The following is a 15,428-nucleotide window of genomic DNA, read 5'->3' as shown; positions in this document are numbered from 1 at the left end:
AGTGTGTCTTGCTTAACCGCGCGCTGTCAGCGCCGCCGGTAGCAGAAGTCGGTGACCACATGCCCCAGACGCTCGCCGCGCGCCTCGAAGCGCGTGATCGGCCGGCTGTCCGGGCGCGGCACCGGGCCGCCTTCGAACTCGGACGCGGCGTCCAGCACCTCGCGCATGTGCTCGGCGTAGGGAACCCAGTCGGTCGCCAGGCGGAACAGGCCGCCCGACTTGAGCCGACTGGCGACCAGGCTGGCGAAGGCCGGCTGCACGATGCGGCGCTTGTGGTGGCGGGTCTTGTGCCAGGGGTCGGGGAATTCCAGGATCAGCTCGTCCAGGCTTTCCGGTGCCAGCCAGTCGCGCAGCACCTCCACCGCGTCGTGGCAGGCCACGCGCAGATTGCCCAGCCCCGCCTTGTCGGCACGATTGAGCACCCGGCCGACGCCGGGTCGGTGCACTTCCACGCCCAGGTAGTCGCGCTCCGGCGACTGTTCCGCGCGGAACAATAGGGCGTCGCCGGCACCGAAGCCGATCTCGAACACCTTGGGCGCTACGCGGCCATAAACAACATCGAGGTCGAGCCGCTCGCCGGCGGCGGGCGCGTCCAGGCCGTAGCGCGGCCACAGACGCTCCAGCGACTCCTTCTGCGAATCGGTCATGCGCCCTTCGCGCCGCACGAAGGACTTGATCTCGCGCCGGTAGGGCGCGGCCCTTGCGATTTCGGTTGCAGCTTCAGTTTCGGTTTCAGCGGACATCGAGGGCTTCCATCCATGCGGCCATGGTCAGCAGTTCCGGGTGGGCGCTGGCGCGCAACTGCGCCGCCACCTGGGCGCGATCGGCCGGGGTCTTGTTCTGGTTGATCTTGCGCTTGCCTTCGATGCGGCTGGGCCGCAGACGGAAGGCGACGATGGCGTTGAGCAGTGCGTCCAGGCGCGCGGCGTCGAGCTGGCGGGTCCAGCCGCCGACGGCGGGCTCGAAGGCGGCGCTGGTCCGGTCCACCAGATCGAGCTTGAAGCCGGCGTCGTCGTCCAGCTCCGGCCGGCCGTGGACGTGCACCACCGCGTAGTTCCAGGTCGGCACCTCGCGTTCGGGGTTCACATACCAGCGCGGTGAGACATAGGCGTGCGGACCATGGAACACCGCCACCGTCTCGCCCACCGCGAAGGCCTGCCAATGCGGATTGGCGCGCGCCAGGTGCCCGCTCAGGCTGCCGTCGGCTTCCAACAGCAGCGGCAGATGGCTGATTCGCGGTTCTTCACCGGCGAGGCTGGTGATGAGCGTCGCGAAGGGGTAGTCGCGGATCAGGCCGTGCTGCTGCTCCTGATCGCTCAGCGCGAACGAGGACGGCGTGTACAGGCTCATGCTCAGGCTCCCGCCGGCCGCAGGCCGCGCCGCGCGGCCGCCTTGCGTGCCGCGACGGCGACGCCGGGCGCGTCCTTCCAGTGCCACCACTTCAGCTTTTCCGGATCGGGCGCGGCGCTGCTCGCGAAGTAGACAGCGCAGCGGAAGGTGTAGAGCACGCAGCGGTCCTGGTGCTGGCCATCGCGTTCGCAGAGGCGCTCGTACAGCGCCTGCGGGTCGGCGCCCTTGAGGTCGGAGACCCGCCGCACGCCCAGCGACAACAGGTCGCTCGCCAGCGAGGGGCCGATACCGGGTATCCGCCGCAGCTCGGCCAGTTCTTCCTGCCCGGCGCGCGCGCTCACCCGATGACACCGTCCAGGGGCGAGGACGCCGAGGCGTAGCGACGGCGCGGCATGCGGCCGGCGAGAAAAGCCTCGCGGCCGGCGATGATCGCGTGGCGCATGGCGCTGGCCATCAGCACCGGGTTCTTCGCCTCGGCGATGGCGGTGTTCATCAACACGCCGTCGCAGCCCAGCTCCATGGCGATGGCGGCATCGCTGGCGGTGCCGACGCCGGCATCGACGATGATCGGCACCTTGGCGTTCTCGACGATGCTGAGGATGTTGTAGCGGTTCTGGATGCCCAGCCCTGAGCCGATCGGCGCGGCCAGCGGCATCACCGCCACGCAGCCCAGCTCTTCCAGACGTTTGCACTGGATCGGGTCGTCGGTGCAGTAGACCATCACCTCGAAGCCCTCCTTCACCAGTACCTTGGTCGCTTCTAGCGTGGCGGTAATGTCCGGGTAGAGCGTCTTGGGGTCGCCCAGCACTTCCAGCTTCACCAACCGGTGGCCATCGAGCAGCTCGCGCGCCAGCCGGCAGGTGCGGATCGCATCCTCGGCGGTGTAGCAGCCGGCGGTATTGGGCAGCAGGGTGTAGCGCTCGGGGCGGATGAAATCCAGCAGATTGGGCGCGCCGGCGTCCTGGCCCAGGTTCACCCTGCGGATGGCGACGGTGACGATCTCGGCGCCGCTGGCCTCGGCGGCGGCGGCGTTCTCGGCGAAGTCCTTGTACTTGCCGCTGCCAACCAGCAGCCGCGAGCCATAGGTCTTGCCGGCGATGGTGATGCTGTGTGTGCTCATCCTGATCTCTGGTGATTCTGGCCTTGCGTGTTATCGGCGACTTGCCGGAGAAACGGTCTGCTGCCATCTCCGGATCATGTCCTTTGCGCTGCCATCCCTGGCGAGACCACAGCGCACTGATCTGACTCCGGGGCGCACATCCCTGTGCGCCCGTTCGCCGGGGAAACGGTCCACTGGACTCTCTCCCTGGCTACCTCAGCGCCGCCGTCCCTGGCGAAACAGCAGCGCCTTGAACTACCCCCTGGGCGCACATCCCTGTGCGCCCGTTCGCCGGGGAAACGGTCCACTGGACCGTTTCCTTTTCCGGCTCACCCACCTCCGATCGCTTTGACGATTTCGATCTGGTCTTGCTCCGCCAGCCGGGTCTCGGACCAGAGACTGCGCGGCACGATCTGGCCGTTGTGTTCGATGGCCAGCCGCTGGCCCTGCAGCTGCAAGGCCTCGATCAGGCCGGCCAGGGTAGCCGGCGCCGGCAGCGGCTCCGGGCGTCCGTTGACGGTGAGCAGGGGCATGGTGATCCCGCGTCGTGCAAAGGCCCTCGCGGGGAGGGCCTTGGAAAGGTCTGGAGCGGGTGATGGGAATCGAACCCACGCTAGTAGCTTGGGAAGCTACAGTTCTACCATTGAACTACACCCGCGTTGGCCGGCATTTTAGCGCCTCAATCGTCCTCGCGCCGAGGCCCCTGCCGGCGCTCAGGCTGCCCAGGCTTGGGGCCCGGCTCCTTGCGGCGGTCGCCCAACTCGAAGTCGCGTCGATTGAAACGCTTGTAGAAAGGCACCATCCGCGACTCCGGATCTTCCTCTTCGCGGATGTCACGACGGGCCGAAGCCGAGATCGCCGCCACCAGGAACACGCCCCCCAGCAACAGCAGGGTCAGCCAGGGGTGCACTTCTACTAGGTTCAGCAAAGCGTCCAAATCCGCGCTCCCATCGTAGGTCGGGGGAAGCTTAGCAGGGCAGCGCCGGGAGCCCGCCCCTACACTCGAATCCCCCTACCGGAGCCGCGCCCAATGAGCAGCTATTTTGAATCCGAAGACCTCGCCAAGTTCGGCCAGATCGGTCGCCACGCCCCGAAGCTGGCCGAGGACTTTTTCAAGTACTACGGCAACGTCACCGCCACCGACGGCGCGCTGAGCAAGCGCGAGAAGGCGCTGATCGCGCTGGCCGTGGCCCACGCCCAGAAGTGCGCCTACTGCATCGACGCCTACACCACCCAATGCCTGGAAACCGGCAGCAATCCCGAGCAGATGATGGAGGCGGTGCATGTGGCGGCGGTGATGCAGGCCGGTATCACCCTCGCCCACTCGGTGCAGATGTACAACCACCTCGACAAGCTGGTGCTGTAGCGCCATGCGTCTGGACGCGGCGGCATGAAATCCGGACGCACAGCCCTGGCGACCGGCGACCACGCTTCGGCAAGCTGCCGTCCCAGCGGAGCAGGCAGCCGCTCTCCCCACACTCAGGAAGCCGTCCATGCTGATTGCCGCCGCCTGCGTTCTGCTATTGGCCTATGCCAACGGCGCCAATGACAACTTCAAGGGTGTTGCCAGTCTGTTTGGCAGCGGCGTGGCCGACTACCGCAAGGCGCTGAACTGGGCGACCGCCGCCACCTTCGCCGGCTCGTTGGCAGCTCTGGGTCTGAGCGCGCATCTGGTCGCCACCTTCAGCGGCAAGCTGTTCGTGGGCGCCGACACCCTGGCGCTGCCCGGCTTTCCGCTGGCGGTGACCGCCGCCTGCGCCGGCACCGTGCTGCTCGCTACCCGCCTGGGCGCGCCGATCTCCACCACCCATGCCCTGGCCGGCAGCCTGCTGGGAGCGGCCTACGCCGCACCGCAGTCACTGGTCGACTGGGCCGCCGCCGGCCGGCAGATCTTCCTGCCGCTGGCGCTGGGCCCCCTGATCGCCGTCGCGGTCGCGCTGCTGATCTACCCGCTGCTCAGCCAGATACGTCAACGACTGGGCATCCGTCGCGACAGTTGCCTCTGCCTGGGCGAGACCTTGAGTCCACAAGCGGATGGCAGCGCGCTGGCACGGCTGTCGATCGGCAGCGGCGACGCCGCGAGCTGCGCGACCCGCTATCAAGGCCGGTTGGTGGGCGTCTCCGCGCAGCGACTGATCGACGGCGCGCACTATCTTTCCGCCGGACTGGTGAGCTTTGCCCGCGGCGTCAACGACACGCCCAAGCTGGTGGCGCTGGCCCTGATGGTGAGCCCGGCCCTGCACGGCGCCGGCGTATTCACCGTCATCGGCCTGGCCATCGCCGCCGGGGGACTGTTCGGAGCACGCCGGGTGGCCGAGACCATGGCGCACAAGATCACCGCGATGAATGCCGGACAGGGGCTCTCGGCCAATCTGGTCACCGCCGGCCTGGTGCTGTCGGCCTCGCCGCTGGGCCTGCCGCTGTCCACTACCCACGTCAGTTGCGGGGCGCTGTTCGGCATTGGCGCCGTGACGCGCCAGGCACGCTGGAAAACCATCGCCAGCATCTTCGCCGCCTGGCTGATCACCTTGCCGCTGGCGGCAGCGCTGGGCGCGCTGATGCTGAGTGCAATACTGCGTTTCACCGCCTGAGAGACTCACAACCACCATGAGCGATGGACAGATTCCCACGCACTCACCGACCACCCAGCAAGCGGTGCGGGACTACTACGGCAAGGTGCTGAGCTCCTCCGCCGACCTCAAGACCAGCGCCTGCTGCCTGGCCGAGGCGATGCCGCCCTATATCGCCGCGCTGCTGGCCAATATCCATCCGGAAGTGAAGGACCGCTTCTACGGCTGCGGCTCGCCGATCCCACCGGCGGTGGCCGGCGCGACGGTCCTCGACCTCGGCTGCGGCTCCGGCCGCGACTGCTACACGCTCTCGCAACTGGTCGGACCCGCTGGCCGCGTCATCGGCCTGGACATGACCGAGGAGCAACTGGCCGTGGCCCGCCGCCACCAGGCCTGGCATGCCGAGCGCTTCGGCCACGCCAACGTCGAGTTCCGCCAGGGCTATATCGAAGACCTGGCCAGCGCCGGCATCGCCGACCACAGCATCGACCTGGTGGTCTCCAACTGCGTGCTCAACCTCTCGCCCGACAAGCCTCGGCTGTTCGCGGAAATCTTCCGCGTGCTCAAGCCGGGTGGCGAGCTCTACTTCAGCGATGTGTTCGCCGACCGCCGCATTCCTCGCGCGCTGACGGAAGACCCGGTGCTCCTGGGCGAATGCCTGGGCGGCGCGATCTATCTGGAGGATTTCCGGCGTCTGCTTGCCCAGGTCGGCTGCGCGGACGCGCGCGTGATCGCCAGCGGTCCTCTGGCGGTCAACAACCGCGAGCTGGAGGCACGCACCGGCAACATCCGCTTCTTCTCCAACACCGTGCGCGCCTTCAAGCTGCCGCTGGAGGACCGCTGCGAGGACTACGGCCAGGTCGCCACTTATCTCGGCAGCATCGCCGAGTGCCCGCACTACTTCGATCTCGACGACCATCATCACTTCGTCAGCGGCAAGCCCATGCTGGTCTGCGGCAATACCGCCGACATGCTGCGCGGCAGCCGCTATGCCGCGCACTTCCAGGTGATGGGCGAGAAGACCAGGCACTACGGCCTGTTCGATTGCGCGCCCTCCCCCGGCACGACGGCCGCGCCCGTCGGCGGCGCCTGCTGCTGAGGCGGCGGCCATGGACGACACGCCGATCCCGCTGGCGCAGCTTGCCGGCCACTCGCCAGACCACGACTTCCAGTCCCTGCTGGACGCGCGCGGCCTGCGCCTGCCACCGCTGTCGATCGAAACCCTGCAGGTCAACCTCACCAAGCTCTGCAACCAGGCCTGCCGGCACTGCCACGTCGACAGCAGTCCCAGCCGCACCGAAGCGCTACCGCCGGAGGGCGTGGCCGCCGTGCTCGGCCTGCTGGCGCGGCATCCGCAGATCAGCAAGCTCGACATCACCGGCGGCGCACCCGAGCTGCATCCGCAGTTCGATGAACTGGTGCGCGCGGCCGTGCGGCTCGGCAAGCAGGTCATGGTCCGCCACAACCTCACCGTGCAACTCGACGGCCATCCGCAGACCGGCGAGAGCAAGGCGCATCTGCCGGCCTTCTTCGCCGAGCAGGGCGTGGAGGTGATTTCTTCCCTGCCCTACTGGCAGGAGTTCTTCACCGACAGCCAGCGCGGCAAGGGAGTGTTCGGCAAGTCGCTCACCGCGATGCAGCGGCTCAATGCCGTGGGCTATGGCATCGAGGGTTCCGGCCTGCTGCTCAATCTGGTCTACAACCCGGTGGGCCCCTATCTGCCGGCGGCGCAGGCCGGACTGGAGGCCGACTACAAGCGCGAGCTGCGCGAGAAGTTCGGGCTGCACTTCAACCGCCTTTACACCATCACCAACATGCCGATCCACCGCTTCGCGCTGCACCTGCGCAAGAGTGGCCAGTACCAGAGCTACATGGACAAACTGCTGTCGGCCTTCAATCCGGCCGCGGCCGCGGGCGTGATGTGCCGCAGCCTGATCAGCGTCGATCACCAGGGGCGGCTCTACGACTGCGACTTCAACCAGCAGCTCGGACTCGCCGTCGAGACCGGGAGCTCATCCAGCCTGGCCGATTTCGACTTCGAGGCGCTGATGGCGCGCCGAATCCGCTGGGGTAGCCACTGCCTGGGCTGCACGGCGGGCACCGGCTCCTCCTGCGGTGGGGCGACCGCGGCCTGAGCAAAGCTTCAGCAGAATCCGGACAGTTGTCCCCAATCGGACTGGATGAGTCTGTTGATAAGTCTGTACGGCCGGCTTTTTTTCCTGCGCCATCAAGCGCTTTGGTGGAACTGCGGAGAACTTCGCCGACACCGCGCTTGCAATCCGCGCGTTATCGCGACGTGGCCATACGACGCACGCGCTGCCTACTCAAATGCGAGGGCTGACACATCAGCAGCGGCAATTGACTTGACCTGAGCGCGCCGCCAGCATTGGAGGCGCAGGATGAAGCTGCGGACTCGGCAACATGCCTTCACCGAACCGAAGTCGGCCGCTTTACCATGCTGTCTGGGAAAAAAGTCACGCCGTCGTCGAGGCTGCCGGTAACGGAGCAATCGACCCGGCCAATATCAACTTCGTATTCGGGGAATACCAAATGCATCGCAAGCTTAAACTGGTAGGACTGCTGCTTTCCGCCGTCATCGCAACCGGCTGTGCGTCCGTACCCATGGCGTCCACGGAAGCCGACGCCGCAGCAAAGACCTTTCAGCAGACGCCGGGCATGGCCAATCTCTACATCTACCGCAACGAGTCTTTCGGCGCGGCGGTGAAAATGCCGCTGCTCCTTGACGGACAGATCGCCGGCGATACGGCGGCGAAGACTTACATCCTGAAGAGCGTGGCCCCAGGAAGCCATGTGATCACCTCGAAGACCGAGAACGACGCGACGCTGACGGTAGATACCGCACCGGGCAAGAACTACTTCATCTGGCAGGAAGTGAAAATGGGTGCGTTCTCAGCACGCTCGGACCTGCACTTGGTTGATGAAGCAACCGGGAAGGCGGGAGTGGCGGCCTGCGCCTTGGTCCAATAGGCCTAGCGCAGAACCAAACCCAAAGGCATCTCACCTCCCCGCCGCGGCAGCACGACGGGGAATTTCACTCCGGGGTGGCTGGCAGGCGAGGCACACCTGGCATCGGCGCCGTTGTTCAAATGTCTGACTCGGCGTCGGATGGTAGTGCGGCTATCGCCATCCCCACCTCGCTGGCCGGCAAGGCCTCAACCTCGCGCAGCTGACGCTGGATGGCGCGCGAGCGCACGCCGGTTTGCTCAATCTGTTTCTGCGCCTGTTCCAGCTTCTCGCTGACCTTATCGAGCACTTCGCCAAACTTGCCGAACTCGGTCTTCACCGCACCCAGCACCTTCCAGACCTCGCTGCTGCGCTTCTCGATGGCGAGGGTGCGGAAGCCCATCTGCAGGCTGTTGAGCAGGGCGGTCAGCGTGGTCGGGCCAGCGATGGTCACCCGGTAGTCGCGTTGCAGTCCGTCGGCCAGACCAGGGCGGCGCAGCACCTCGGCGTAGAGGCCCTCGGTGGGCAGGAACATCAGCGCGAAGTCGGTGGTGTGCGGCGGCTCCACGTACTTGTCGTGGATGGACTTGGCCTGCACCTTCACCGCCGTCTCCAGGGCCTTGGCGGCGGCCTCGATGGCGGCGAGCTCGCCGCGCTCGGCGGCATCAACCAGACGCTCGTAGTCCTCGCGCGGAAACTTGGCATCGACCGGCAGCCAGACCGGCGCGCCCTGCGCCTCACGGCCGGGCAGCTTGATGGCGAAATCGACCCGCGCATCCGAGCCCGGCCGGGTGGCGACGCTACGGCCGTATTGCTCGGGTGTGAGCAACTGGTCGAGCAGCGTCTCCAACTGCACCTCGCCCCAGCCGCCGCGGGTCTTCACATTGCTGAGCACGCGCTTGAGATCGCCGACGCCGGTGGCCAGGGTCTGCATCTCGCCAAGGCCACGGTGCACCTGCTCCAGGCGCTCGCTGACCAGCTTGAAGCTCTCGCCCAGCCGCGCTTCCAGGGTGGCGTGCAGCTTCTCGTCAACGGTCTTGCGCATCTCGTCGAGCTTGGCCTGGTTGTTGGCCTGTAACTCCTTGAGCCGGGTTTCCACCGCCAGCCGCAGCGCCTCGGCGCGGGCATCGGTCTGCGCGGTCAGCGCGGCCAGACGCTGCTCGAAACCCTCGAAGGACCGGGCGATGAGCTGGGCGATGGCCTCGGTGCGCTGCGCCACCGCCTGCTGGCTATTGGCGAGCTGGCCACCAAATTCCTGCCGCTGCTGCGAGAGCGCGGCCAGCAGACTGTCGCGGCTGCGGCCCAGCTCGGCCGGCAGCGCCTGCGACTGCGCGGCGAGCTGCTGCTCGATACGCGCCAGCAGCGGCGCCAGTTCGTCGGCGGCCTTGCCGCGACCGCGCCCCAGCAGCACCGAGAGCAAGGCACCCAGCACCGCCGCGATCAGCGCGACGGCAATCACCACCAGCAGCGAGAGCATGTCCATGCCGGCATTATCGCCCGCGCCGGTGGCGATGAGGCTTTAGGGCCTGTTAACGCTACGGGGGTCGCTGCGGCGGAAGGCGGTTTTGGGGCAGTGCAAGGAAGCAAGAGTGCGCAATAGTGGTTCTATTGAAACTCTTGCTGACGTAGCAATGCCCCAAATCCGTCCCGCCCCGAACGGTTGCTGGCCAAAAGCGCGTCATGCGGCGTTGCCAGCCTAGCGAAGGCAACAAGCCTTCGCGTCGGCCGGCGCCTTGCCTGACGCACTTTTGACCGGCAACGCAGCGACCCCCGTAGCGTTAACAGGCCCTAGCCGGTCATCGCCTGCGCCTGACCCCAGACGTGGTTGCCGTACTTCCAGTAGCCGAGCACGTTGTTGAGGCGGGCATCCTGGTCGGCCGGCACCGGCAGCACCTCGCCGGCGACCTGGCCTTGCAGATACGGCGCCAGCACCGCGCCGCCGCCGCCGGAGAGCACGATGGCGTCGATGTCCCAGTCTTCCGCCCACAGGCGGTTGGCCTCGGTGGCGATGCGCCCGGCGAGCTGGCTGAAAGCACGCTGCACCAGTGGCCCCAGCTCGTAGCGCTGGCCGCGGATCTTGATCGAGCCGGCGTTGATCGCTTCGTAGAGCCGGTACAGCTCCACCTGCACGCCGCTCTTCTCCTTCAGCACATTGGCGATGGCGTCGTAGGCGAGGCAGATGCCGGAGTCGGTGGACTGGCTGCCGCGTTCGGAATAGCGGGTCTTGTCGGCGATGGCGAAATCACAGGTGCGAAAACCGACGTCGATCACACCGATCTTCTCGCTGGTGAAGCGCTGCTGGCTGACGCGGCCGGAGCTGTCGAGCATCAGGTTGTAGAGCGAGCCGAAGGGCTGCGGGATGACCCGCACCTTCTCCACATAGAGGGTTTTCTCCTCGCGCTGGCCGGCGCCGTTGTAGACACCGATGTTGTGCCGCCCAAGCAGGCTGGTGGCCAGGCTCTCGCGGTTGCGCCGGAACAGGCTGATCGGCAGGCCGGTGACCAGTCGCACCGGATCGCTGTGATCGGCGAACGGCACCAGCGCCGCCAGGCCCAGGGTCTTGGCGTACTGACTGAGGAACTGCGCCGGGTCAAGCGTGAAGCCGCGACCGCGGCTCTGCGCCTCGGCCAGCTCGCCAACGAACACCGACTCGCCGCCGATCTCGAAATGCCTTGGCGCCTGCTCCTGGCCGGGCAGCAGAGCTTCGGAGAACGCCGCCGGATTGGCCTCGCCGACGATGGACTTGAACGCCTGCGAGCGTCGGCCATCAGTGGCCTTGCAGTAACCGAAACCGATGTCTACAGCGAGGATGCGCATGGCGTTTGCCGTCGTCCGAAGAAGAATCGTTGACGGTTTAGCACGCCGGTTTCGGCGCGGTCAAAACCCCGGGAAGCGCCTCTTCAGCGCTACGCGACCTGCGCCTTCTTGCGCGCGAAGGATTTCAGAAACTCCATCTGGTCGGCGAGGATGCGCCGGTTCTGGAGGATCAGGTACTCGGCCAGATTGGGGGTGTAGGGCACCGCCAACAGCTTCATGCCGGCTTCTTCCGGCGTGCGCGCGTCCTTGGCCTGGTTGCAGTCGCGGCAGGCGGTGACGCAGTTCTCCCAGGTGTTCTCACCACCGCGCGAGACCGGCACGATGTGGTCCCGCGTCAGCTCGCCGTTATGGAACTCATCGCCGCAGTACAGGCAGAGATTCTGGTCGCGCTGGAACAGCGTGCGATTGGTGAGCAACGGCTCGCCCTGGCTGTAGCGCTTGGAGCGGTCGGCGACTGCGATGATCGAGCCCAGCTCAAAAAACGAACGCTCGCCAGTGCGAGCGTTGATGCCACCGGCGACGGCGAATCGCTCCTCGCCGGCCTCCCAGCAGACCCGCTTGCGGGCGTAGAGCGTGACGGCGGTTTGCCAGTGGATCCATCCCACCGGGAGACCGCCTGCATTGAGCTTCAGAATTGCCGGAATCATCACCTGTTCAACCCGCAATGTTCGCCGCTACGGATTGAATCTACGGACTTTTCCAGCGTTTGACCAGTCTTTGACCAGATTCTTCACCAAAGCGTCACCGGCCTCGGTGACCGGAGCCACTCAGCGCGGACCAGACTCCGGCACCGGTGCCTGCCCGCTGGGATCGGTGACGAAGCCGATCTTGCTGACGCCCGCCTTGCCGGCCTCACTCAGCACCTCGGCCACCACTTCGTAGCGCGCCTGACGGTCGATGCGCAGGTGCAGTTCCGGCGCCGGCTGCATGGCACCGGCCTGGCGCAGCCGCTCGATCAACTGCGGTTTGCTGATCTCCTCACCATTCCAGTAGAGCTGTCCGGCGCCATCGATGGCGAACTGCACGTTGTCGGCCTGCAAGCTGTTGGCTGTGCTGCTGGCCTTGGGCAGATCGACCTTCACGGCATGGCTGAGCAGCGGCGCGGTGACGATGAAGATCACCAGCAGCACCAGCATGATGTCGACCAGCGGAATGACGTTGATCTCCGCCATCGGCGCGGAATTGCGATTGGAGTTGAAGCTGCCGAAGGCCATGATCAGCCCCGCTGCAGCGGCTTGAGCGGCGTGACATTGCCGCCGCCCTGGGCGTCGATCTTGGCGCCGGTGGCGAGGAAGGTGTAGAGGTCGTGGGCGAAAGCGTCGAGCTGCGCCAGCACCACCCGGTTGCCGCGGACGATGAAGTTGTAGCCCAGCACCGCCGGAATCGCCACGCCCAGGCCGATGGCGGTCATGATCAGCGCCTCGCCCACCGGGCCGGCGACCTTGTCGAGCGTGCCGGCGCCGGAAAGGCCGATCGCCACCAGGGCATGATAGATGCCCCAGACCGTGCCGAGCAGGCCCACGAAGGGCGCGGTGGCGCCGATCGACGCCAGCACCGTGAGGCCGGATTCCATGTTGGCGGTCTCCTCGTCGATGGTCTTGCGCAGGGTGCGGGTGATGAAGTCACCGGAGCTGCCCGCCTCGTTGAGCCGGTTGACGCCATGACGCTCGTGGTGCCGGCTGGCGGCGATGCCGTGATAGGCCAGATGCGAGAACGGCTCGTCCGGATGCTTCTGGTCCAACTGCGCCGCCACCGCGTCCAGCGAAGGGGCGTTCCAGAAGAAATCGAGAAACACCGCGCTGCGCCGCCGCGACCGGACATAGGCCAGCGCCTTGGTCAGAATCAGATACCAACTGGTCACCGAGGCCAGAGCCATCAGCACCAGGATGGTCTTGGCCAGGCCATCCGCCTGCACGATGAAATGGCCGAAGCCGATGCTCTGCATGCTGTCCATTGACACGTCCTCGTTCTAACGCTTCTTCAACCCAAAATTCATCGGCACCAGCACCCAGGCCGATACCGCCGCGCCGTCCTGCTGCGCCGGCACGAACCGCCAGCGCTTCCGCACCACGTCGACCGCCGCCTCGTCCAGCAGCGGATAGCCGCTGCTCTGCTCCACCCTGACTTGCTCGGCCTGACCCGCCTCGCTGACCAGTACCTTGAGCAACACCTCGCCCTCCTCGCGCCGACGCCTGGAGGCATAGGGGTATTGCGGGCCGGGATTGTTGAGGTAGGCCGCGCGGAAATCGGGAGGCATCACGGTCGGCGCGGCCGATTCGGCGGCAGCCGAGGCAGGCGCGGGTGCCGCAGCCGTGGTCGGCGGCGCGGTCGGTGCCGGCTCCGCGGGCATCTCCTCGGGCGGTGGCGCCGTCATCGGCGACACGCTGGGCTGGGTCGAGCTCAGCACCTTGGGCTCGGGTCGCGGCGGTGGTGGCGTCGGCTGAGGCAGGGGCGGCGGGGGGCTTTCCGGCGCGGCTTCGCTGATGAGCCGCACCATCACCGTCTGCGCCGGCCCCAGGCTGACCGCCGTCTGCGGTCGCTGCAGAAACAGCGCGAGCAGCAAGCCATGTGCGGCGGCGATCAGGCTCCAGACCAACAGCTTCTGCCGGGCCGAAAGGCGGGAGGCCGGCTCGTAGGAAGACGTTGGGAAGTAGACAGACATGCGCTTGCTTGCACCGGACTGCGGGCCCCGCAGGAAGGCGCAGAATCTTAGATGAAAACCATTTGCATTAACAGTTGCCCGCCTTCCCCCTGTTTCACGGGCGCGCCCAGAGACGCAGCAGGTTGTGATAGATGCCGGTCAGGCGCAGCAGCTCGGCCTGGCCGGCCGGCAGTGCCGGCGTCAGGCGCTGGATGGTCTGGTCGAGATCGAACAGCAGGCTGCGCTGGGCCTCGTCAGCCACCAGGCTTTCGATCCAGAAGAAGGAGGCGATGCGCGCGCCCGCGGTGACCGGCGCTACCCGGTGCAGGCTGCTGGAGGGATACAGCACCAGATCACCCGCTTCCAGCTTGACCGCCTGGGCACCGAAGGCGCCTTCGATCTCCAGCTCGCCGCCTTCGTACTCCTCCGGTTCGGCCAGAAACAGCGTGACCGACAGATCGCTGCGCAGTACCGCCTGGCTGTCCGGCAACTGCATCAGCGCGCTGTCAACGTGCGTACCGTAGCTGCCACCGTCGGCGTAGCGGTTGAATTTGGGCGGGTAGATCTTGCTGGGCAGGGCCGCCGAAATGAACAGCGGGTGCTGGCCAAGCTTGCGCAAGATCAGTTGGCCCAGTTGCTGCGCCAGGGCGGAGCCATCCGCGAGCTGCTGGTTGCGCTTGGCGGTCTTGGCCAGGCTGCCGGCGGTACTACGGCCGTCCTGCCAGTCGGCGCGACTCAATTGGCTGCGGAACTGCCCGACTTCCTCCTTGCTCAGTACGTGCTCGATACAGGTCAGCATGCCGCCTCCGTGAAATTTCCCGTTGGGCCGCTGGTCGCCGGACAAAGACAGGCCGGCCCCAGCTCGGCCAGGCTGGCGCAGCCGGCCATGGCCATGCAGACCTCCAGCTCCTCGCGCAGAAGCTTGATCAGATGCGCGACGCCGAGTGCGCCGGCCACGGCCAGGGCATAGACCTGCAAGCGCCCGATGAGCACCGCGTTGGCTCCCAGGGCCAGCGCCTTGAATGCGTCGCCGCCGCTGCGGATGCCGCCATCGAACAGCAGCGGATAGTCCGCCCCCACCGCCGCGCGCACCGCCGGCAGCGCGCGCAGGCTGGCTGGCGCGCCATCGAGGCTGCGCCCGCCGTGATTGGAAACCACCAGCCCCGCTACTCCCCTCGCCTTCAAGGCGCGGGCGTCCTCGGGGTGAGATACACCCTTGACCCAGATCGGCAGGCGACTCTCGGCCAGCAGCCAGTCGAGATCCGCCCAGCGCGGCGCTTCGTTCATCAGCCCCTGGAAGACGCGGCTCTGACCCGGTGCGAGACCGGCCGGCACGGGCGGCGCATAGCCGCGAAGATTGGCGGCGACACAGTCCGCGGGCAGCCGGAACCCGGCTTCCAGGGCGCGCCGGCTGGGTTGCTGCACGGCGGCATCCAGGGTCAGAACGATGGCCTGGTAACCAGCGGCCTCGGCGCGACGCAGCAGGTCCAGACTGTCTTCCCGGCGAGGCTGGAGATACAACTGGAACCAGCGCCGCGGGCTGGCCACCTCGGCGATCTGCTCCAAACTGAAGGACGACAAGCTGCTGCACAGCAGGCCGGCCCCGGCCGCAGCAGCGCCCCGCGCGGTCTCCAGTTCCCCGCCAGGATGCACGAGCTGCTGGTACGCGAGCGGCGCCAGCAGGATCGGATGCGGCAACTCCTGGCCCTGCAGTTTGAGGCGGCTGTGCCCGGCTCGCAGGTCGCGCAACAGACGTGGGTAGACCGACCAGTCGGCGTAGGCGGCGCGATTGGCTGCCAGCGTCACATCCTCACCGGCACCACCGGCGAGATAGGCATAGGTCGGCTCGGGGATGCAGCTTCGCGCCGCGCGCTCGTAGTCGCGGGCGGCGTGAATCCCCGGAGGAATCTGACGAGGCACCGGGTTGCTGGAACTGGATGGCGGCATCGCGTGCATGAAAAAGCCGGGCCTGGAGCCCGGCTTTCAC

19 protein-coding genes and 1 tRNA gene are annotated in these 15,428 nt (G+C 66.9%); 5 read left to right on the top strand and 15 right to left on the bottom strand.

Going from position 1 to position 15,428, the window contains the following annotated elements; genetic code table 11:
• Window positions 1-26 precede the first annotated feature (26 nt).
• The 7 genes from trmB to AC3WT6_RS15240 form a co-directional block, all read right to left on the bottom strand.
• Window positions 27-743: a tRNA (guanosine(46)-N7)-methyltransferase TrmB gene (gene trmB, locus AC3WT6_RS15270; protein WP_492654459.1), complete on the bottom strand. Its 717-nt coding sequence runs from the start codon at window positions 741-743 to the stop codon at window positions 27-29.
• Window positions 733-1,350 (bottom strand): FMN-binding negative transcriptional regulator, encoded by a 618-nt coding sequence (locus tag AC3WT6_RS15265; RefSeq protein ID WP_492654458.1) that lies wholly within the window; start codon window positions 1,348-1,350, stop codon window positions 733-735. The genes trmB and AC3WT6_RS15265 overlap by 11 nt, the downstream gene beginning before the upstream one ends.
• 2 nt (window positions 1,351-1,352) lie before the next feature.
• Window positions 1,353-1,691 carry a helix-hairpin-helix domain-containing protein gene (locus tag AC3WT6_RS15260; protein ID WP_492654457.1) on the bottom strand — a complete coding sequence of 113 codons (339 nt, stop codon included), beginning with the start codon at window positions 1,689-1,691 and terminating at the stop codon, window positions 1,353-1,355.
• Window positions 1,688-2,470 carry a thiazole synthase gene (locus AC3WT6_RS15255; protein ID WP_123210930.1) on the bottom strand — a complete coding sequence of 261 codons (783 nt, stop codon included), beginning with the start codon at window positions 2,468-2,470 and terminating at the stop codon, window positions 1,688-1,690. Before AC3WT6_RS15255 ends, AC3WT6_RS15260 begins: the two co-directional genes overlap by 4 nt.
• Window positions 2,471-2,778: 308 nt before the next feature.
• Window positions 2,779-2,982 carry a sulfur carrier protein ThiS gene (gene thiS / locus AC3WT6_RS15250; RefSeq protein ID WP_492654456.1) on the bottom strand — a complete coding sequence of 68 codons (204 nt, stop codon included), beginning with the start codon at window positions 2,980-2,982 and terminating at the stop codon, window positions 2,779-2,781.
• Window positions 2,983-3,033: 51 nt separating this feature from the next.
• Window positions 3,034-3,107 (bottom strand) — tRNA-Gly (locus AC3WT6_RS15245).
• Window positions 3,108-3,128: 21 nt separating this feature from the next.
• Window positions 3,129-3,377, bottom strand: coding sequence for a hypothetical protein (locus tag AC3WT6_RS15240; protein WP_492654455.1), 249 nt, complete (start codon window positions 3,375-3,377; stop codon window positions 3,129-3,131).
• Between the two features lie 102 nt (window positions 3,378-3,479).
• Here AC3WT6_RS15240 and AC3WT6_RS15235 point away from each other — a divergent pair, with 102 nt between their 5' ends.
• The 5 genes from AC3WT6_RS15235 (at window position 3,480) to AC3WT6_RS15215 (ending at window position 8,007) form a co-directional block, all read left to right on the top strand.
• Window positions 3,480-3,815, top strand: coding sequence for an arsenosugar biosynthesis-associated peroxidase-like protein (locus AC3WT6_RS15235; protein WP_492654454.1), 336 nt, complete (start codon window positions 3,480-3,482; stop codon window positions 3,813-3,815).
• 127 nt (window positions 3,816-3,942) lie between these two features.
• Complete coding sequence (locus tag AC3WT6_RS15230) at window positions 3,943-5,040, top strand: inorganic phosphate transporter (RefSeq protein ID WP_492654453.1); 1,098 nt, start codon at window positions 3,943-3,945, stop codon at window positions 5,038-5,040.
• Between the two features lie 16 nt (window positions 5,041-5,056).
• On the top strand, window positions 5,057-6,118 hold the full coding sequence (locus tag AC3WT6_RS15225) for a methyltransferase domain-containing protein (RefSeq protein WP_492654452.1): 1,062 nt from the start codon (window positions 5,057-5,059) through the stop codon (window positions 6,116-6,118).
• Window positions 6,119-6,128: 10 nt separating this feature from the next.
• A complete protein-coding gene (gene arsS / locus AC3WT6_RS15220) occupies window positions 6,129-7,154 on the top strand; it encodes an arsenosugar biosynthesis radical SAM (seleno)protein ArsS (protein WP_492654451.1) in 1,026 nt (341 codons plus the stop codon).
• A 415-nt stretch (window positions 7,155-7,569) separates the two neighbouring features.
• On the top strand, window positions 7,570-8,007 hold the full coding sequence (locus tag AC3WT6_RS15215) for a DUF2846 domain-containing protein (protein WP_492654507.1): 438 nt from the start codon (window positions 7,570-7,572) through the stop codon (window positions 8,005-8,007).
• A 115-nt stretch (window positions 8,008-8,122) separates the two neighbouring features.
• Here AC3WT6_RS15215 and AC3WT6_RS15210 read toward each other — a convergent pair whose 3' ends face one another.
• From AC3WT6_RS15210 to AC3WT6_RS15175, 8 genes are all read right to left on the bottom strand, one after another.
• Entirely contained in the window at window positions 8,123-9,460 is a 1,338-nt protein-coding gene (locus tag AC3WT6_RS15210) for a DNA recombination protein RmuC (protein ID WP_492654506.1), read from the bottom strand.
• A 311-nt stretch (window positions 9,461-9,771) separates the two neighbouring features.
• Window positions 9,772-10,800: a ParM/StbA family protein gene (locus tag AC3WT6_RS15205; protein WP_492654450.1), complete on the bottom strand. Its 1,029-nt coding sequence runs from the start codon at window positions 10,798-10,800 to the stop codon at window positions 9,772-9,774.
• 89 nt (window positions 10,801-10,889) lie between these two features.
• Entirely contained in the window at window positions 10,890-11,447 is a 558-nt protein-coding gene (locus tag AC3WT6_RS15200; RefSeq protein ID WP_492654449.1) for an HNH endonuclease, read from the bottom strand.
• A gap of 120 nt (window positions 11,448-11,567) precedes the next feature.
• On the bottom strand, window positions 11,568-12,014 hold the full coding sequence (locus tag AC3WT6_RS15195) for an ExbD/TolR family protein (protein WP_492654448.1): 447 nt from the start codon (window positions 12,012-12,014) through the stop codon (window positions 11,568-11,570).
• A 2-nt stretch (window positions 12,015-12,016) separates the two neighbouring features.
• Complete coding sequence (locus AC3WT6_RS15190) at window positions 12,017-12,754, bottom strand: MotA/TolQ/ExbB proton channel family protein (protein ID WP_492654447.1); 738 nt, start codon at window positions 12,752-12,754, stop codon at window positions 12,017-12,019.
• Window positions 12,755-12,769: 15 nt separating this feature from the next.
• Window positions 12,770-13,462, bottom strand: coding sequence for an energy transducer TonB (locus AC3WT6_RS15185; RefSeq protein ID WP_492654446.1), 693 nt, complete (start codon window positions 13,460-13,462; stop codon window positions 12,770-12,772).
• 94 nt (window positions 13,463-13,556) lie between these two features.
• Complete coding sequence (locus tag AC3WT6_RS15180) at window positions 13,557-14,240, bottom strand: Fe2+-dependent dioxygenase (RefSeq protein WP_492654445.1); 684 nt, start codon at window positions 14,238-14,240, stop codon at window positions 13,557-13,559.
• Window positions 14,234-15,397: an alpha-hydroxy acid oxidase gene (locus tag AC3WT6_RS15175; protein WP_492654444.1), complete on the bottom strand. Its 1,164-nt coding sequence runs from the start codon at window positions 15,395-15,397 to the stop codon at window positions 14,234-14,236. The genes AC3WT6_RS15180 and AC3WT6_RS15175 overlap by 7 nt, the downstream gene beginning before the upstream one ends.
• Window positions 15,398-15,428: the final 31 nt, after the last annotated feature.

This window comes from Stagnimonas sp. FW305-C-60 (assembly GCF_058782965.1).
This window is presented reverse-complemented; position numbering and strand designations above follow the sequence as displayed.

Bases quoted from the DNA above. Each gene is read 5' to 3' on its own strand.
- AC3WT6_RS15210 (WP_492654506.1), bottom strand. From the start codon at position 9,460: ATGCTCTCGCTGCTGGTGGTGATTGCCGTCGCGCTGATCGCGGCGGTG.
- AC3WT6_RS15205 (WP_492654450.1), bottom strand. From the start codon at position 10,800: ATGCGCATCCTCGCTGTAGACATCGGTTTCGGTTACTGCAAGGCCACT.
- thiS (WP_492654456.1), bottom strand. From the start codon at position 2,982: ATGCCCCTGCTCACCGTCAACGGACGCCCGGAGCCGCTGCCGGCGCCG.
- AC3WT6_RS15180 (WP_492654445.1), bottom strand. From the start codon at position 14,240: ATGCTGACCTGTATCGAGCACGTACTGAGCAAGGAGGAAGTCGGGCAG.
- AC3WT6_RS15215 (WP_492654507.1), top strand. From the start codon at position 7,570: ATGCATCGCAAGCTTAAACTGGTAGGACTGCTGCTTTCCGCCGTCATC.
- arsS (WP_492654451.1), top strand. From the start codon at position 6,129: ATGGACGACACGCCGATCCCGCTGGCGCAGCTTGCCGGCCACTCGCCA.
- AC3WT6_RS15235 (WP_492654454.1), top strand. From the start codon at position 3,480: ATGAGCAGCTATTTTGAATCCGAAGACCTCGCCAAGTTCGGCCAGATC.
- AC3WT6_RS15195 (WP_492654448.1), bottom strand. From the start codon at position 12,014: ATGGCCTTCGGCAGCTTCAACTCCAATCGCAATTCCGCGCCGATGGCG.
- AC3WT6_RS15185 (WP_492654446.1), bottom strand. From the start codon at position 13,462: ATGTCTGTCTACTTCCCAACGTCTTCCTACGAGCCGGCCTCCCGCCTT.
- AC3WT6_RS15190 (WP_492654447.1), bottom strand. From the start codon at position 12,754: ATGGACAGCATGCAGAGCATCGGCTTCGGCCATTTCATCGTGCAGGCG.
- trmB (WP_492654459.1), bottom strand. From the start codon at position 743: ATGTCCGCTGAAACCGAAACTGAAGCTGCAACCGAAATCGCAAGGGCC.
- AC3WT6_RS15230 (WP_492654453.1), top strand. From the start codon at position 3,943: ATGCTGATTGCCGCCGCCTGCGTTCTGCTATTGGCCTATGCCAACGGC.
- AC3WT6_RS15265 (WP_492654458.1), bottom strand. From the start codon at position 1,350: ATGAGCCTGTACACGCCGTCCTCGTTCGCGCTGAGCGATCAGGAGCAG.
- AC3WT6_RS15175 (WP_492654444.1), bottom strand. From the start codon at position 15,397: ATGCACGCGATGCCGCCATCCAGTTCCAGCAACCCGGTGCCTCGTCAG.
- AC3WT6_RS15225 (WP_492654452.1), top strand. From the start codon at position 5,057: ATGAGCGATGGACAGATTCCCACGCACTCACCGACCACCCAGCAAGCG.
- AC3WT6_RS15200 (WP_492654449.1), bottom strand. From the start codon at position 11,447: ATGATTCCGGCAATTCTGAAGCTCAATGCAGGCGGTCTCCCGGTGGGA.
- AC3WT6_RS15255 (WP_123210930.1), bottom strand. From the start codon at position 2,470: ATGAGCACACACAGCATCACCATCGCCGGCAAGACCTATGGCTCGCGG.